This is a genomic window from Rhizorhabdus sp. GW822-FHT03C02 (assembly GCF_058801765.1).
On record NZ_JBXANN010000003.1, the window covers coordinates 443973 to 459672 of the forward strand.

Here is a 15700-nt window from a genome sequence, read left to right on the forward strand (position 1 = left end):
CATGTCCATTCTCGATCAGCCGGTGCAGCGGCCCAGGAAGGGCGCTTCCGACAAGAAGGTTCGGCGCTCGCGCTTCGGCCGCGGCAAGAACACGCCGCTCGCGCGCTGGTTCTGGGAGATCGACCGCGTCCTGCTGCTGCTGGTGACGATGCTGATCGGCATCGGCCTGATCGCGGTCGCCGCCGCCTCGCCCGCCGCGGGTGTGCGCTATTCGGGCGGCAATGTCGTGGTCGGCTCGCACCATTATTTCTTCGCGCAGCTCGGCTGGACCGCGGTCGCGGTGCCGATGATGATCGCGGTGTCGATGCTGCCCCAGCTCGCCGCGCGGCGGCTGGCGCTGACCGGCTGCGCGATCTTCATCGTCCTGCTCGCGCTGGTGCCGGTCGCGGGCAGCTCGGCCAATGGCGCGACCCGCTGGATCGGCCTCGGTCCGGCGCGCATACAGCCGTCCGAATTCCTGAAACCCCTGTTCGTGGTGACGGTCGCCTGGCTGTTCTCGCTGCGCGCGAAGAACCCGGGGCTGCCCTTCACCCTGATCACGATGGCGATGACCGGGCTGATCGCGATGCTGCTGATGATGCAGCCCGATTTCGGCCAGACGGTGATCTTCGTGTCGGTGTGGGTGGTGCTGCTGATGCTGTCGGGGGCGTCGATGAAGATGCTCGGCATGCTCGGCGCCGGCGGTCTCGGCGCGGTGATCAGCGCCTATGCCTTCTACTCGGTGGCGCGCGAGCGGATCGACAAGTTCCTCTACAAGAAGGGCGACACCTTCCAGATGGACAGCGCCCATGCGACGCTGACCCATGGCGGGCTGCTCGGCACCGGTCCGGGCGCGGGCACCAAGAAATTCTCGCTGCCCGAACCGCACACCGACTATATCTTCTCGGTGATCGGCGAGGAGTTCGGGCTGATCGCCTGCATCGCGATCGCCTGCCTCTATCTCGCGATCGTCGCGCGGGTGTGCGTGCGGCTGCTGCGCGAGGAGGATGATTTCCTGCTGTTCGCCTCGGCCGGGCTGGTTGCCCAGTTCGGCATGCAGGCGCTGATCAACATGCTGGTCAATGTCGGGCTCGCGCCGTCGAAGGGGATGACGCTGCCGTTCATCTCCTATGGCGGATCGTCGATGATCGCGCTGTCGATCGGCATGGGGCTGCTGCTGGCCTTCACCCGCCAGAACCCCCATCTGCGCGAGGGCAGCTACACCATCACCTGGAACGGCCGATGATCGTGCGCCACTTCGTCCTCGCCGCCGGCGGTACCGGCGGCCATATGGTCCCCGCCCATGCACTGGCGGGCGAGTTGATGCGCCGCGGCCACCGCGTCGCTCTGGTCACCGACGAACGCGGCGCGAAGATCCCGGGGCTGTTCGACGGGGTCCAGACCCACATCATCCCCGCCGGCCGGCTCGGCGGCGGCATTCGCGGCTGGTGGAAGGCGTTCATGGACATCCGCGCCGGCACCGCGATGTCGCGCCGGCTCTACGAGACCTTCGATCCGTCGGCGGTGATCGGCTTCGGCGGCTATCCGGCGCTCCCCGCGCTGCGCGCCGCGTTCAAGGACAAGGTGCCGACCCTGATCCACGAACAGAATGCGGTGCTCGGCCGGGTCAACCGGCTGGTGTCGGGCAAGGTCACCGGCATCGCCACCGCCTATCCGGAGGTCGGGCGGCTCGCCGACAAATATCTCGGCAAGACCCATCTGGTCGGCAATCCGGTGCGTGACATCGTCCGCCAGATCCGCGACCAGGATTTCCCGACCATCAGCGACGACGGCATCTTCCGCCTGCTGGTGACCGGCGGCAGCCAGGGCGCCAGCATCCTCTCCGACGTCGTTCCCGACGCGCTCGGCCTGCTGCCGCTCACCTTCCGCCGCCGGCTCCAGGTCACCCAGCAGTGCCGGCCCGAGGATATCGAGGCGGTGCGGACCAAATATAAGGTGCTCGGCATCCCCGCCGATCTCGCCACCTATTTCACCGATCTGCCCGAACGGCTCGCCTGGTCGCACCTGGTGATCGCCCGCGCCGGCGCCTCGACGATCGCCGACATCACCGTCGCCGGCCGGCCGGCGATCCTGATCCCGCTCCCCTCGGCCGCCGATGATCACCAGACCGCCAATGCCCGCGAGCTCGCCAATGTCGGCGGCGCCCGCGCGATCGCGCAGGGCCGCTTCACCCCGCAGGAACTCGCCAAGCAGATGCAGAAGCTGGCGCTCGATCCCAAGGCGCTGGTCAATGCCGCCAAGCGCTCGCGCTCGGTCGGCCGGCCCGACGCCGCCGAGGCACTCGCCGACCTCGTCGAAAGCATCGGCCGCAAGCCGCTGATGGACCCCATTCCCGTCGAAAATCTGGAGCTGAAACCGTTGAAGGGCGCATTCGCATGAAGGGTGTCGCGATCGACATCGGCACGATCCATTTCATCGGGATCGGCGGCATCGGCATGTCGGGCATCGCCGAGGTGATGCACAATCTCGGCTATAAGGTGCAGGGCTCGGACGTCGCCGAGGGCTATGTCGTCGAGGGTCTGCGCGCCAGGGGAATCAAGGTGATGATCGGCCACAAGGCCGAGAATCTGGGCGACGCCGCGGTGGTGGTGACCTCGACCGCGATCAAGCGCGGCAATCCGGAAGTCGAACTCGCGCTCGAAAGCCGGGTGCCGGTCGTGCGCCGCGCCGAGATGCTCGCCGAACTGATGCGGCTGAAGTCGACCGTCGCGATCGCCGGCACCCATGGCAAGACCACGACGACCTCGATGGTCGCCGCTTTGCTCGACGCGGGCGGGGTCGATCCGACCGTGATCAACGGCGGCATCATCAACAGCTATGGGTCGAACGCCCGCCTCGGCGCATCGGACTGGATGGTGGTCGAGGCCGACGAGAGCGACGGCAGCTTCCTGCGGCTCGACGGCACGATCGCGGTCGTCACCAACATCGATCCCGAGCATCTCGACCATTATGGATCGTTCGAGAAGGTCAAGGACAGCTTCATCGAGTTCGTCGAGAATGTCCCCTTCTACGGCGCGGCCTTGCTGTGCATCGACCATCCCGAAGTCCAGGCGATCATCCCGCGGGTGCGCGACCGCAAGCTGGTGACCTATGGCTTCTCGGCGCAGGCCGATGTCCGCGGCGACAATGTCACCCCGATCCCGGGCGGCAACCGCTTCGACGTGGTGATCCGCAACCGCGACGGCGCCACCCGCCGGATCGAAGGCGTGACGATGCCGATGCCGGGGCGCCACAATGTCCAGAACGCGCTCGCCGCGATCGGGGTCGCGCTCGAGATGAACATCCCCGACGAGGTGATCGCCACCGGCTTCGCCAAGTTCGGCGGGGTCAAGCGCCGCTTCACCAAGGTCGGCGAAGTCGATGTCGGCGGCGGCAGTGCCACCGTGATCGACGATTATGGCCACCACCCGGTCGAGATCAAGGCGGTGCTCGCCGCCGCGCGCGAAGGCGCCAAGGCGCGGGTGATCGCGGTGGTCCAGCCGCACCGCTACACCCGCCTGCGCGATCTGATGGTCGAGTTCCAGACCGCGTTCAACGACGCCGATGTCGTCTATGTCGCGCCGGTCTATGCCGCGGGCGAGGCGCCGATCGAGGGTGTCGACGCCGATGCGCTGGTCGCCGGGCTCAAGGAGCGCGGCCACCGCACGGCGCTGACGATCGCCGGGCCCGATGCGCTGGCTGTGGCGTTGGCGGGTAGCGTGCAGGCCGACGATATGATCATCTGCCTCGGCGCGGGCGACATCACCAAATGGGCGGCGGGACTCGCGGACGCGATAAGGAAGGAGAAGGTGAAATGACCGATCTTTTCGGAACCTGGGTACGCCTGCAGGAGCAAGCGCTCGCCATGCACAAGACCAATCTCGACATCGTTTTCAAGAATATGGGCAATAGCAGCTTCGCGGGTGCGGCCGAGGCCGCCAAGGAAGTCGCCGACGCCCAGGTGAAGGCCTGGGAGACCTGGCTTTCCCTGTTCGGCCCGCGCACATGATCCAGGCGTCCGTCGGACAGACCGCCGCTGCCTTCACGCTGCCGCCGATCCGCGGCACGGCGGAGGCGGGCGGCCGTCTGGCGGACTTCATCTGGTTCCGCACCGGCGGGCCGGCCGAATGGCTGGTCCGGCCCGCCGATGTCGCCGACCTCGCCGATCTGATGGCGGCGCTGCCCGCCGACATGGCGGTCTGGCCGGTCGGGGTCGGATCGAACCTGATCGTTCGCGACGGCGGCGTGCCCGGCGTGACCGTGCGCCTGCCCAAGAGCTTCGCGAAGATCGTCATCGAGCCCGGCGATCGCGTGCGCGCCGGCGGCGCCGCGATGGGGATCACCGTCGCCAGCGCCGCGCGCGACGCCGGGATCGCCGGCCTCGAATTCCTCCGCGGCATTCCCGGCACCGTCGGCGGCGCGGTGCGGATGAACGCCGGCGCTTATGGTCGCGACACCTCCGACATATTGATCGAGCTGACCCTGGTGCTGCGCGACGGCCGGGTCGAGACCTGGCCGGCGGCGAAACTCGGCTACAGCTATCGCCACAGCGAGCTGCCCGAAGGCGCGATCGTTGTCGAGGCGCTGTTCGCGGGCGGCCCGGGCGACAGCGTCGCGATCGGCGCCGAGATGGACCGCATCGCCGCCGAGCGCGAAGCCTCGCAGCCGCTGCGCAGCCGCACCGGCGGATCGACCTTCAAGAATCCGGACGGCCACAAGGCGTGGCAGCTCGTCGACCAGGCCGGCTGCCGCGGGCTGAAGCGCGGCGACGCGCAGGTCTCCGAGAAGCACTGCAATTTCCTCCTCAACCTCGGCGCCGCGACCTCCGCCGACATCGAGGCATTGGGCGAAGAGGTGCGCGACAAGGTGAAGGCGGCGACCGGCGTGACGTTGGAGTGGGAGATACAGCGGGTGGGTGTGAAGTGAATCGCGATCGCCACCTTTCTCGTCATCCCGGCGGAGGCCGGGATCTCGGTCGTCAGGGACGGAGCCCGGGGCGAGTGCTGTGGCATACGCCTGAGATCCCGGCCTCCGCCGGGATGACGGAACGCGCCGCATGAGCATCACCCCCCTCCACATCGCCGTCCTCATGGGCGGCTGGTCGTCCGAGCGCGAGGTGTCGCTGGTCAGCGGCAACGGCATCGCCGACGCCTTGACCGACCTCGGCCACAAGGTCACCCGGATCGACATGGACCGCGACGTCGCGCTCAGGCTGCACGAGGCGAAGCCCGATCTGGTGTTCAACGCGCTCCATGGTACCCCCGGCGAGGACGGCACCGTCCAGGGCATGCTCGACCTGATGGGGCTCAAATACACCCATTCGGGGCTCACCACCTCGGTGATCGCGATCGACAAGGAACTGACCAAGCAGCAGCTCGTGCCCCAGGGCATCCGCATGCCGGTCGGGACGATGGTCGACAGCGAGAGCCTGTACGACGCCGATCCGATCGCGCGCCCCTATGTGCTCAAGCCGGTCAACGAGGGCTCGTCGGTCGGGGTCGCGATCGTCACCCGCGAGGGCAATTACGGCAACCCGATCGCGCGCGCCGCGCACGGGCCGTGGCAGGTGTTCGACCGGCTGCTCGCCGAACCGTTCATCCGCGGGCGCGAGCTGACCACCGCGGTGCTCGGCGATCGCGCGCTCGGCGTCACCGAACTCGTCACCAACAGCGGCTTCTACGATTATGAGGCCAAATATACCGAAGGGCTGACCCGCCATATCTGCCCCGCCGAGATCCCGGCGGAGATCGCCGAGGCGGCGATGGCGATGGCGCTCAAGGCGCATGAGGTGCTCGGCTGCAAGGGCGCTTCGCGTTCGGATTTCCGCTGGGACGACGAGCAGGGGCTCGACGGGCTCTACCTGATCGAGATCAACACCCAGCCGGGGATGACCCCGCTGAGCCTGGTCCCCGAACAGGCGAAACATGTCGGCATGACCTATCACGACCTCGTCCAGTGGATCGTCGACGAAGCGATGGCGGGAGGCGAGCAGGGATGAGCGAGCGCGCGCGCAGCCGCAAGCCGGCCGCGACCGGCGGTGCCGCCGGCCGCCGCGCGCGCCCCGAAACCGCGGCCGCCGCGCGCCGGCCCGCGGCCAAGCGCCGCGCCTCGACCTTCGACCGGGCGGTGGCGATCCTGCCGGTGTCGAAGGAGGCGCTCAAAAGGGCCGGCAACTGGGCGCTCGGCGCCGGCATCACCGGCGCGATCGTCGCCGGGATCGTCGCGATGGGGCTGCCGCAAATGGCATGGGCGGCGACCGCGCTGGCGATCGGCGACGCCGGTTTCTCGGTCCGCAATGTCGAGATCCTCAACCGCCGCCGCGCCGATGCCGGCGTGGTCTACGACATCGCGATGAGCCAGAAATCGCGGGCGATGCCGCTGGTCGACCTCGAGGGCACCCGCGCCGAGCTGATGAAGCTCGGCTGGATCGCCGACGCCCGCATCTCGCGCCGGATGCCCGACACGCTGGTCGTCGACATCGTCGAGCGGGTGCCCGCCGCGATCTGGCAATATCAGCACCGGCTGGCGCTGATCGACAAGGACGGGGTGGTGATCGCCCCGGTCGACGACCGGGCGATGCCCGACCTGCCGGTGGTGGTGGGGCCGGGCGCCAACATGCAGGCCGACGAACTGTCGGCGCTGCTGGCGGGCGTGCCCCAGCTCAAGCCGCTGATCACCGCGGCGAGCTGGCAGGGCCAGCGCCGCTGGGACATCATCTTCCAGTCGGGCGAGAAGCTGATGCTGCCCGAGGGCGAGGCCGAGGCGAAGAAGGCGCTTGAGTATTTCGCGCGGCAGGACCGCACCGCCGGGCTGCTCGGCAAGGGGCTGGTCAGCATCGACCTGCGCGATCCGGCGCGGGCGATCGTGCGGATGTCGCGCGAGCCGGGCAGCAAGATCGAGACACCGAAAGTCGAAGCGGGGGCACCATCGGCGCCCGCGCTCGCAGCGAAGACAGTCGCATGAGCGGGGGCGTTCAAGGGACCGACCATGTGGGACATCATCAGGGGAAAAGGACCGTCGATGGCACAGCCGCGTAATGAAGGGCTGATCACCGCAATCGATATCGGCTCGTCGAAGGTCTCGGCGCTGATCGCCCGGGTGGGCGAGGGCGGCGAACTCGAAGTGCTCGGCACCGGCCAGCGCGAGAGCCGCGGGGTCAAGCGCGGCTATATCGCCGATATGGAAGGCACCGAGGCGGCGATCCGCGAGGCGGTCGAACAGGCCGAGACGATCGCGCGTACCAATATCGACCATGTCTGGGTCAGCTTCTCCGCCGGCGGCCTCGTCAGCGACGTCGCCCAGGTCGAGGTCGATCTCGGCGGGGTCCAGGTCGAACAGCAGGACATCGACGATCTGCTCAAGCAGGGCCGCCGCTCGCTCAACCCCGAAGGCCGGATGGTGCTCCACGCCCAGCCGACCCTCTACACGCTCGACGGCCTGCGCGGGGTCAAAAGCCCGCTCGGTCTCCACGCCGACCGGCTCGGGGTCGAGATCCACGTCGTCGCCGCCGAGCCCTCGCCGGTGCGCAATCTGGCTCTGTGCGTCCGTTCGGCGCATCTCGGGGTCAAGTCGATCGTCGCCTCGCCGATCGCGACCGGCACCTCGTGCCTGACCGAGGAGGATCGCGAAATGGGGATCGCGCTGGTCGAAATGGGCGCGGGGGTGACCAACGTCTCGCTGTTCGCCGGCGGGCTGCTGGTCGGGCTGACCTCGCTGCCGATGGGCGCCGCCGACATCACCGACGACATCGCCTCGGCCTTCTCGATCCGCCGCGCCCAGGCCGAGCGGCTCAAATGCTTCCACGGCTCGGCGCAGGCCTCGCCGCGCGACAGCCACGAGATGATCGACATCGGCACCGCGCAGGACACCGAGGACGGGGTCGAGCCGCCGCGGATCAGCCGCGCCCAGCTCATCCAGGTGATCCGCTCGCGGGTCGATCACTGGATGGACGCGATCGCCAAGGCGCTGATCGAGCTCGGCTATGTCGGGCCGGTCGGGCGGCAGGTGGTGCTGACCGGCGGCGGCGCCGAGCTGAAGGGCATCGCCGACTATGCGCAGGGCGTGCTCGGCCGCGCGGTGCGGGTCGGCCGGCCGCGCGGATTGGTGGGGCTGCCCGACGCGCATAGCGGTCCGGCATTCGCGACGCTCGCCGGTCTGGCGCAGTTCGCGGCGACGAATCCGTTGGATCTCCGCCAGATTTCGCTCGAGCCGCAGGCGGTGACGCGGATGGCGCCGTCGAATTTCGTCCAGCGGATGATCGCCGCCTTCAAGACGGGTTATTGAAAATGCATATTGACAGCATCGGCGGGCAGCCGCGGCTTTCTAACAGAAATTAGCAGTTCGTTGCGGAGGCGTTCCCGTTAACCTCTCCGTTAACCATGATTTTTGACCGGAACCAAACTTTTCGCGTGCGTCGGCGAATCGGGTCTGGCAAGATTCGGATCAGTAATTTGCGTCGGCGTCGTGGCCGCCAGGGAGAATATCAATGACGATCGAATTCATGCGACCGCAGGTTGATGAATTGAAGCCGCGGATCAGCGTGATCGGTGTCGGCGGCGCGGGCGGCAACGCGATCGCGAACATGATCGCATCCGATGTCCAGGGTGTCGATTTCATCGTCGCCAACACCGACGCGCAGGCGCTCAACGCCTCGCCCGCCGAACGCCGCATCCAGCTCGGCCTCAAGATCACCCAGGGTCTGGGCGCCGGCAGCCGGCCCGAGATCGGCCGCGCCGCCGCCGAAGAGACGATGGAGCAGGTCGAAAAAGCGCTCGAAGGCTCGCATATGTGCTTCATCGCCGCCGGCATGGGCGGCGGCACCGGCACCGGTGCGGCCCCGGTCATCGCCAAGGCGGCGCGCGACCGCGGCATCCTGACCGTCGGCGTCGTCACCAAGCCGTTCAGCTTCGAGGGCAATCGCCGGATGAAGTCGGCCGATGCCGGCATCGAGGAACTGCAGAAGCATGTCGATACCCTGATCGTCATCCCGAACCAGAATCTCTTCCTGATCGCCAACCCGAACACGACCTTCAAGGAAGCGTTCCAGATGGCCGACCAGGTGCTCCAGCAGGGCGTGCGCGGCATCACCGACCTGATGGTGATGCCCGGCCTGATCAACCTCGACTTCGCCGACGTCCGTTCGGTGATGAGCGAGATGGGCAAGGCGATGATGGGCACCGGCGAGGCATCGGGCGACAATCGCGCGATCGAGGCCGCCGAGAAGGCGATCGCCAACCCGCTGCTCGACGGCGTGTCGATGAAGGGCGCCAAGGGCGTGATCGTGTCGATCACCGGCGGCGAGGACATGCGCCTGATGGAGGTCGACGAGGCGGCCAACCATATCCGCGAACTGGTCGATGCCGACGCCAACATCATCTGGGGTTCGGCGTTCAACAATGATCTCGAAGGCAAGATCCGCGTGTCGGTGGTCGCCACCGGCATCGAGGTCGACGCCGCGACGATGCCCGAACCGTCGAAGAGCTTCAGCTTCGCGCCGCGCACCCCGGGCCGCGACGACCGGTCGATGTCGATCCCGCAGCCGGCGCCCCAGCCGGTCGCCGAAGTCGCTTCGCCACCGCCGGTCGCGATCCCGACCCCGCCGGTGGCGATGGTCGACGACGAGCCGCCGATCGTGCTCGAGGCGCCCGAGGCCGCCCGGCCCGCCGCGGCGCCGACCTCGCTGTTCAGCGACGAACTGCTGCTCGAGCCCGAGGCGGTGGTTCCGGCCCCCGCGCAGCCCGCGCCCGAACCGGCTGCCGAGACCGGCACCCGCCGCTGGCTGTCGAACCCCGAGGAGCCCGCCGCCGAGGCGCCGCGCACCCGCCCGGCCGCCGGCGCGACCCTGTTCGAGCGTATGTCGAACATCGCCCGCGGCGCTGCCAAGGCGCAGGTCGATGACGAGCCGGCCGATCGCGACGGCGACGTACCGCGGTTCCTGGGGCGCCAGGGCAACCAGTAACCATAAGGCTTTCCGGCCTGGCTCGGCTGGAAACCGTTTTGGCGCATGACGCCCGCATGTCCCTTGCGGACATGCGGGCGTTATAGTGTATCATGGTGGTTCAATGACAAACATCTTCCGTCGCTGCATCGCCCTGGCCCTCTCGCTGGCGCTGATCGCTGGCCCCGCATCGCCGACCTTCGCCAAGAGCTCGACCAAGGCGAGTTCGAAGAAGAGCGCGAGTTCGAAAAAGAAGACCGGCAAATCCTCTTCGACCCGCGCCAGGAGCGGCAGCAAGGCGAAGAAATCGACCTCGCGCAGCCGGCGATCGTCGTCGCGCTACAGCCGCGCGCGGGTCACCGCGCCGGTCAAGGCGGCGGAAGAGACGCCGGTCGCCACCGAGCAGGGACTCGACCCCAACGAGGCGGGGGCGCCCGAACCCGAGCCGGTGCTGGTCGACACGATGAAGCAGGCGCGCGACGCGATGGCGCGCGGCGACCCGGCCGAGGCGCTCGCGCGCTATTTGCGGGTGCTGGCGCGCGATCCGGGCGATCTCGAAGGGCTGACGGGCGCCGGCAACGCGGCGCTCGCGGTCGGCGACGCCGATGCCGCGATCAACTTCTATGTCCGCGCCGAGAAGCTGTCGCCGCGCGACGGCCGGATCAAGGCCGGGCTCGGCTCGGCGCTGGTCCAGAAGGAACAGGCGCGGCCCGCGCTGCGCATGTTCGACGATGCGGTCGATCTCGGTGTGCCGCCGGCCTATGTCGCGCTCGACCGCGGGCTCGCCTACGATCTGCGCGGCGACAATCGCAAGGCGCAGGCCGAATATCTGCTCGCGCTGCGATCGGGTCCCAATGACGAGGCGACCCGGCGGCTGGCGCTGTCGCTGGCGATGGCGGGCGACCGCGCCGGCGCGCTGGCGATGCTCGATCCGCTGCTGCGCAAGCAGGACATCCCGGCCTGGCGCACCCGCGCCTTCGTGCTGGCGATGACCGGCGACCGGCTCGGCGCCGAACAGGCCGCCTATGCGGTGCTGCCGCGGCCGCAGGCCGATGCGATCAAGCCGTTCCTCGACCGGCTGCCCGACCTGAAGGGCTCGGAAAAGGCTGCGGCGGTCCATTTCGGCCATTTCCCCGAGGACAAGGTGCCGCAGATGGCGATCGCCAATCCGGCGCCGTCGTCGAAGGGAATCCCCACCGCGCCGGTGGTCACCGCGCCGACCAGCACCCGCTTCACCCTTACCCAGGCCGGACCCGAGCCGCGCACGTCGACCGCCAAGGCCGGCACGACGCCGGTGGTGACCGCGCCGATCGCACCGGCCACCCCGTCCGATACCCCGACGGTCGCCGCATCGCCGACGCTCGCGGCGTCGACGCTGACCCCCGCGCAGCGCAGCCTGAGCGACGACCGCAAGCTCGCCGACCGCAAGGCGGCGGTCGACAAGGCCGCGACCGAAAAGGCCGCGGCCGACAAGAAGCTTGCCGACAAGAAGGCGGCGGACAAGAAGCTCGCCGAAAAGGCCGAGCGCGACCGCGACGACGCCAAGTCGACCGCCAAGCTCAAGGCGTCCGAGCCCGGTCGCTACTGGGTCCAGATCGCGAGCGGCGCCTACAAGCCCGATCTCGACAAGGAATGGGCCAAGCAGAAGGCGAAGTTCGGCAAGCAGCTCGCCGGGCGCACGCCGTGGACGATGCCGTTCAAGGCCACCAACCGGCTGATGGTGGGTCCGTTCCCGACCAAGGATGCCGCGCAGGATTATGTCAACGAGGTCGGCAAGTCGGGCCTGTCGACCTTCCCGGTGACCACGACGCCGGGGCAGAAGGTCGAGCGGCTGGATTGATATCAAACATGGCCCAAATACGGGACCTTCTTCTCCGTTCGTGTCGAGCGTAGTCGAGACACGCCACGCTGGTGGAGCGTGTCTCGACTACGCTCGACACGAACGGATTAAGGTTCAGGATCCTTGGTATAATTCGTAGCGCCGTGACGCGGCATGGGCGCACCGGCGCCCATGCCGCGACCTGTTACCCGATCACCCGCGCTTCATCATCCGGCTGATGTCGATCTGGCCGGTCGCGAGCCCGCCCATGAAGCCGCCGTCGACCGGCAGGACCACGCCGTTGACGATGCCGGCAAGCGCGCTGTTGACGAGGACCACCGGTCCGGCCTGCTCCTCGGGGGTGGTGTAGCGGCCGAGCGGCTCGGCGGCGGCCTGGATCACCTCCTTGCCCGATGCGGCCTCGAACTCCGCCATCATCGGCGTCTGGGTCGGGGACGGCAGGGTGCAGTTGATCCGGATGCCGCGCTTGATCAGCCGCGGTGCCATATATTGGGTCCAGACGATCACATTCTCCTTGGAGAAGGAATAGCCCTCGCGGATGACGTCGGGGTTCGCTTCGCACCATGCCAGCGCGGCGGCGAAATCGGGGGTGTCGATCAGTTCGATATTGGTCGGGATGCGGCGGCTCCAGCCGAGGCCGCCGGTGGATGCGATGCTGCAGATCGCCCCGCCCGGCGACATGCGCTCGACGACGCCGTTGGTCAGCTCGCGCAGGCCGATGAAGTTCACCTTCATCACGTCGAGCGGCGGGAACGACTGCGGCAGGCCGGCGCAGTTGAACAGCGCGTCGATGCCGCCGTCGATTCCGTCGAGACCGGCGGCGATCGACGCGGGGTCGCGCAGGTCGACATTGGTGAACGAGGCGAGCGACAGCGTCGACGGCTTATAGTCGAAGCCGTGCACCTCGGCGCCGAGATCGACCAGCAGGCGGGCGACGGCCGCCCCCATGCCGGAAAAGCAGCCCGTGACGATCACGCGCTTGCCGTTGTAACCGAGGACGTCGTTCATGCTGGACTCCGATCTTGAAGGAATATGGGGTAGGATTAGAGCATCGCGCCGAAAAATGGGCGCCGGTTTTCGGCAAAAGGCGATGCGGCGACAAATATCGCGAGCGCGTGATCCGCGTCGGATATATGTCGCGCGCTCCCGGCCGGGTTGCGATCGGGGGGAAGCCGCCCGGTCATGCGCCCGGCGCTTGCCTGCCGGTGTCGGGGATCGTCGCCGCGACAGGCGTCATGGCAGATAGTCGGACACCCGCTCGATGATGATCGCCGGGGCCATGCCGCCGGCCGCGCACATCGTGACCAGCGCATAGCGTCCCTCGGTGCGCTCGAGCTCGTCGAGCGCGGTGCCGACCAGGATTGCCCCGGTCGCGCCGATCGGGTGGCCGAGCGCGATCGCGCCGCCATTCGGATTGACCTTGGCGCGGTCGAGAGCGAGGTCGCGGATGAACTTCTCGACCACCACCGCGAACGCCTCGTTGATCTCGAAGATGTCGATGTCGGCGGTGGTGAGGCCGGCCTTGGCGAGCACCTTCTTGGCGGCCGGCACCGGACCGTTGAGCATCAGCGTCGGATCGTCGCCGACATTGACCGCGGCGACGATCCGCGCGCGCGGCTTCAGGCCATGCGCTTCGCCATAGTCCTTCGAGGCGAGCAGCAGCGCGGCGGCGCCGTCGACCACGCCCGACGCGATCCCGACATGGTGGAGCGGGGCGAATTCGAGATCGGGATATTTGCGGTGGATCAGTTCGGCATAGGTCGGGCCATCGGGCACCGACGGCATGTCGTAGAACATCGCGAAGGCGGGCTTGAGCTGGGCGAGCCCTTCGGCGGTGGTGTCGGGGCGCGGATATTCCTCATGGTCGAGGATGACATTGCCGTCGTCGTCGGTCACCGCGACCGTCGACTTCGCGAAGCGGCCCTCGGCGAGCGCGATCCCGGCGCGCCGCTGGCTTTCGACGCCGAACGCCTCGAGCTCGGCGCGGGTGATCCCTTCCATCGCCGCGATCGCATCGGCGGCGATGCCCTGGTTGGTCTGCGGGTGCTTGGCCTGGAGGCGCGGATTGCCGACCCCCATGCCGCCGCCGCCGAGCCCGGCCTCGTGCATCTTCATGCCGTAATGGTTGGCGTAGGACAGCTGTTCCGAACCGCCGGCGATCACCAGATCCTCGAACCCCGCCTTGATCTGCCCCGCGGCGAGCGCGGTCGCGGTGAGGCCGCTGCCGCAATAGCGGTTGAGGTTGACCCCGCTCGTCTTCATGTCGAACCCGGCGTCGAGCGCGCCCATCCGGCTGGTCGCGCCGCCCTGCAGGCCGAGCGTCGCCGAGGTGCCCCAGATGATGTCGTCGACATCGGCGGTGTCGAGGCCGTTGCGGTCCTTGAGCGCGCCGAGCACGCTGGCGACCAGATGCTCGGGATGCATCTGCGACAGGGCGCCCTTGCCCATCTTGCCGATGCCGCGCGGGGTGCGGACCGCGTCGATGATATAAGCTTCCGACATGCTGGTTCCTCGAACTGTCGTTGGGATGGAAGGATGGTTCAGGCGATCGCGCCGGCGGCCTTGAGCGCCTCGATCTTGTCCCATTCGATGCCGAGTTCGAGCAGGAAGGTCTCGGTATGCTCGGAGGCTTCGGGCGCGCGGGTGGTCTCGACCGGCTGATGGTTGAACTGGACCGGACCGCGGACCAGCTTGAGCGGCTTGCCGCCGTCGCCGGTCTCGACCTCGAAGATCATGTCGTTGGCGAGCGCCTGCTCGTCGCTGGCGAGATCGACCAGGCTCTGGATAGGTGCCCATTGCCCCTTCATCGTCTTGAGATGCTCGCGCCAATAAGCGAACGGCTTGCCGCCGATCGCCGCGACGATCAGCCCGCTCGCCGCCGCCCAATTCTCCATCAGCGCGCGCGGCTCGGAGAAGCGCGGGTCGTCGGCGACCTCGGGAATGCCGAGATGCGCGAAGGTGTCGCGGATATAGGGCCCGGGGGTCAGCACGCACAGGTTGATCGTGCCGCCGTCGGAGGTGCGGAAATTGCCCATGAACGGATTGCCGGGGTTGGCGCCCGAAAAGGGCATGGCGTTGCGGCTGGCGATGCCGGTCTCGATCCCCATGTCGATCGCGGTGCCCGCCGCCCACCAGGCCGAACTCAGCAGCGAGACGTCGACCTCGCTGGCCTCGCCGGTCTCGCGGCGATGGTAGAGCGCGGCGGCGATGCCGCCGGCGATGTTCATGCCGCCGATCGAATCGCCGAACGCCGGGATGCCCTGCATCAGCGGGCCGTCGAGTTCGGCGGGCGACATCGCATAGCCGACGCCGCTGCGCGACCAGAAGGCGGTGCCGTCGAAGCCGCCGACGTCGCGCTCGGGGCCCTTGTCGCCATAGGCGCTGCCGCGCGCATAGATGATGTTGGGATTGGCGGCGCGGATATGCTCGAGGTCGATGTTGAGCTTCTGCCGTGCCGCGGGCAGATAATTGGTCAGGAACACATCGGCGGTCTTCGCGATCTCGTAGATCAGCGCCTGGCCCTCGGCGGTCGAGACGTCGACCCCGACGCTGCGCTTGCCGCGATTGGGATGCTCCATCAGCGTGTTGCGCTTCGGGTCGATCTTCATTCCGCCCAGGTTGATGAAACCGCGCATCGTGTCGCCGCGCACCGGATGCTCGATCTTGATCACATCGGCGCCCCAGTCGGCGAGGATCGCGCCTGCGGCCGGAACGAATGTGTGCTGCGCGACTTCCAGGACGCGAACACCCTTCATCACCTTGGTCATGCGAATATCATCTCCTGGCCGGCCGTCGTCGCGGCCGATCGTTCCCGGGGCACGGCGCCCCTGCCGCGGGCACGGCCCGTAACGCGATCTAGATGGCGACAGCGGCGGCGCCGGGCAATCGCGCGCTCTTTCGCGGGAGTGTCGCTCTTGTTCGAACGCGCCACAAAAGCGATCGCG

The 15700-nt window shown here is 68.2% G+C and carries 14 protein-coding genes; 10 read left to right on the forward strand and 4 right to left on the reverse strand.

The genetic code is table 11. From position 1 onward, the window contains the following. Window position 1 precedes the first annotated feature (1 nt). From AC1RM6_RS11880 to ftsA, 8 genes are all read left to right on the forward strand, one after another. Window positions 2-1225, forward strand: coding sequence for an FtsW/RodA/SpoVE family cell cycle protein (locus AC1RM6_RS11880; protein WP_493101364.1), 1224 nt, complete (start codon window positions 2-4; stop codon window positions 1223-1225). After that, on the forward strand, window positions 1222-2379 hold the full coding sequence (murG, locus tag AC1RM6_RS11885; RefSeq protein WP_493101366.1) for an undecaprenyldiphospho-muramoylpentapeptide beta-N-acetylglucosaminyltransferase: 1158 nt from the start codon (window positions 1222-1224) through the stop codon (window positions 2377-2379). The genes AC1RM6_RS11880 and murG overlap by 4 nt, the downstream gene beginning before the upstream one ends. After that, window positions 2376-3797, forward strand: a complete 1422-nt coding sequence (gene murC / locus AC1RM6_RS11890) for a UDP-N-acetylmuramate--L-alanine ligase (RefSeq protein ID WP_493101369.1) — start codon at window positions 2376-2378, stop codon at window positions 3795-3797. The genes murG and murC overlap by 4 nt, the downstream gene beginning before the upstream one ends. Next, the gene (locus AC1RM6_RS11895) at window positions 3794-3988 is read left to right on the forward strand and encodes a hypothetical protein (RefSeq protein ID WP_493101371.1); all 195 of its coding nucleotides are present in this window, start codon (window positions 3794-3796) and stop codon (window positions 3986-3988) included. The genes murC and AC1RM6_RS11895 overlap by 4 nt, the downstream gene beginning before the upstream one ends. Continuing rightward, a complete protein-coding gene (murB, locus tag AC1RM6_RS11900) occupies window positions 3985-4905 on the forward strand; it encodes a UDP-N-acetylmuramate dehydrogenase (RefSeq protein WP_493101373.1) in 921 nt (306 codons plus the stop codon). The genes AC1RM6_RS11895 and murB overlap by 4 nt, the downstream gene beginning before the upstream one ends. A gap of 130 nt (window positions 4906-5035) precedes the next feature. Continuing rightward, on the forward strand, window positions 5036-5977 hold the full coding sequence (locus tag AC1RM6_RS11905; protein WP_493101375.1) for a D-alanine--D-alanine ligase: 942 nt from the start codon (window positions 5036-5038) through the stop codon (window positions 5975-5977). Further along, window positions 5974-6942: a cell division protein FtsQ/DivIB gene (locus AC1RM6_RS11910; RefSeq protein WP_493101377.1), complete on the forward strand. Its 969-nt coding sequence runs from the start codon at window positions 5974-5976 to the stop codon at window positions 6940-6942. Before AC1RM6_RS11905 ends, AC1RM6_RS11910 begins: the two co-directional genes overlap by 4 nt. A 57-nt stretch (window positions 6943-6999) precedes the next feature. Then, window positions 7000-8262 (forward strand): cell division protein FtsA, encoded by a 1263-nt coding sequence (ftsA, locus tag AC1RM6_RS11915; RefSeq protein ID WP_493101379.1) that lies wholly within the window; start codon window positions 7000-7002, stop codon window positions 8260-8262. 159 nt (window positions 8263-8421) lie between these two features. On the opposite strand, the gene AC1RM6_RS11920 is transcribed toward ftsA, so the two are convergent. Then, window positions 8422-8562 (reverse strand): hypothetical protein, encoded by a 141-nt coding sequence (locus tag AC1RM6_RS11920; RefSeq protein WP_493101581.1) that lies wholly within the window; start codon window positions 8560-8562, stop codon window positions 8422-8424. On the opposite strand from AC1RM6_RS11920, the gene ftsZ reads away from it, so the two are divergent. Both ftsZ and AC1RM6_RS11930 read left to right on the forward strand, forming a co-directional pair. Further along, the gene (gene ftsZ, locus AC1RM6_RS11925) at window positions 8519-9937 is read left to right on the forward strand and encodes a cell division protein FtsZ (protein ID WP_493101571.1); all 1419 of its coding nucleotides are present in this window, start codon (window positions 8519-8521) and stop codon (window positions 9935-9937) included. The genes AC1RM6_RS11920 and ftsZ overlap by 44 nt on opposite strands. A gap of 103 nt (window positions 9938-10040) precedes the next feature. Continuing rightward, window positions 10041-11756 (forward strand): SPOR domain-containing protein, encoded by a 1716-nt coding sequence (locus AC1RM6_RS11930; protein WP_493101380.1) that lies wholly within the window; start codon window positions 10041-10043, stop codon window positions 11754-11756. 192 nt (window positions 11757-11948) lie between these two features. Here AC1RM6_RS11930 and AC1RM6_RS11935 read toward each other — a convergent pair whose 3' ends face one another. The 3 genes from AC1RM6_RS11935 to AC1RM6_RS11945 all read right to left on the reverse strand — a co-directional run bounded on the left by AC1RM6_RS11935 (window position 11949) and on the right by AC1RM6_RS11945 (window position 15523). Beyond that, window positions 11949-12764: a coniferyl-alcohol dehydrogenase gene (locus tag AC1RM6_RS11935; RefSeq protein WP_493101382.1), complete on the reverse strand. Its 816-nt coding sequence runs from the start codon at window positions 12762-12764 to the stop codon at window positions 11949-11951. A gap of 225 nt (window positions 12765-12989) precedes the next feature. Further along, window positions 12990-14258 (reverse strand): acetyl-CoA C-acetyltransferase, encoded by a 1269-nt coding sequence (locus AC1RM6_RS11940; RefSeq protein ID WP_493101384.1) that lies wholly within the window; start codon window positions 14256-14258, stop codon window positions 12990-12992. 38 nt (window positions 14259-14296) lie between these two features. Next, entirely contained in the window at window positions 14297-15523 is a 1227-nt protein-coding gene (locus tag AC1RM6_RS11945) for a CaiB/BaiF CoA transferase family protein (RefSeq protein WP_493101386.1), read from the reverse strand. Window positions 15524-15700: the final 177 nt, after the last annotated feature.

Excerpts from the sequence above, each read along its gene's own strand:
- AC1RM6_RS11880 (WP_493101364.1), top strand. The coding sequence starts at position 2 with ATGTCCATTCTCGATCAGCCGGTGCAGCGGCCCAGGAAGGGCGCTTCC.
- murG (WP_493101366.1), top strand. The coding sequence starts at position 1,222 with ATGATCGTGCGCCACTTCGTCCTCGCCGCCGGCGGTACCGGCGGCCAT.
- murC (WP_493101369.1), top strand. The coding sequence starts at position 2,376 with ATGAAGGGTGTCGCGATCGACATCGGCACGATCCATTTCATCGGGATC.
- AC1RM6_RS11895 (WP_493101371.1), top strand. The coding sequence starts at position 3,794 with ATGACCGATCTTTTCGGAACCTGGGTACGCCTGCAGGAGCAAGCGCTC.
- murB (WP_493101373.1), top strand. The coding sequence starts at position 3,985 with ATGATCCAGGCGTCCGTCGGACAGACCGCCGCTGCCTTCACGCTGCCG.
- AC1RM6_RS11905 (WP_493101375.1), top strand. The coding sequence starts at position 5,036 with ATGAGCATCACCCCCCTCCACATCGCCGTCCTCATGGGCGGCTGGTCG.
- AC1RM6_RS11910 (WP_493101377.1), top strand. The coding sequence starts at position 5,974 with ATGAGCGAGCGCGCGCGCAGCCGCAAGCCGGCCGCGACCGGCGGTGCC.
- ftsA (WP_493101379.1), top strand. The coding sequence starts at position 7,000 with ATGGCACAGCCGCGTAATGAAGGGCTGATCACCGCAATCGATATCGGC.
- AC1RM6_RS11920 (WP_493101581.1), bottom strand. The coding sequence starts at position 8,562 with ATGTTCGCGATCGCGTTGCCGCCCGCGCCGCCGACACCGATCACGCTG.
- AC1RM6_RS11930 (WP_493101380.1), top strand. The coding sequence starts at position 10,041 with ATGACAAACATCTTCCGTCGCTGCATCGCCCTGGCCCTCTCGCTGGCG.
- AC1RM6_RS11935 (WP_493101382.1), bottom strand. The coding sequence starts at position 12,764 with ATGAACGACGTCCTCGGTTACAACGGCAAGCGCGTGATCGTCACGGGC.
- AC1RM6_RS11940 (WP_493101384.1), bottom strand. The coding sequence starts at position 14,258 with ATGTCGGAAGCTTATATCATCGACGCGGTCCGCACCCCGCGCGGCATC.
- AC1RM6_RS11945 (WP_493101386.1), bottom strand. The coding sequence starts at position 15,523 with ATGACCAAGGTGATGAAGGGTGTTCGCGTCCTGGAAGTCGCGCAGCAC.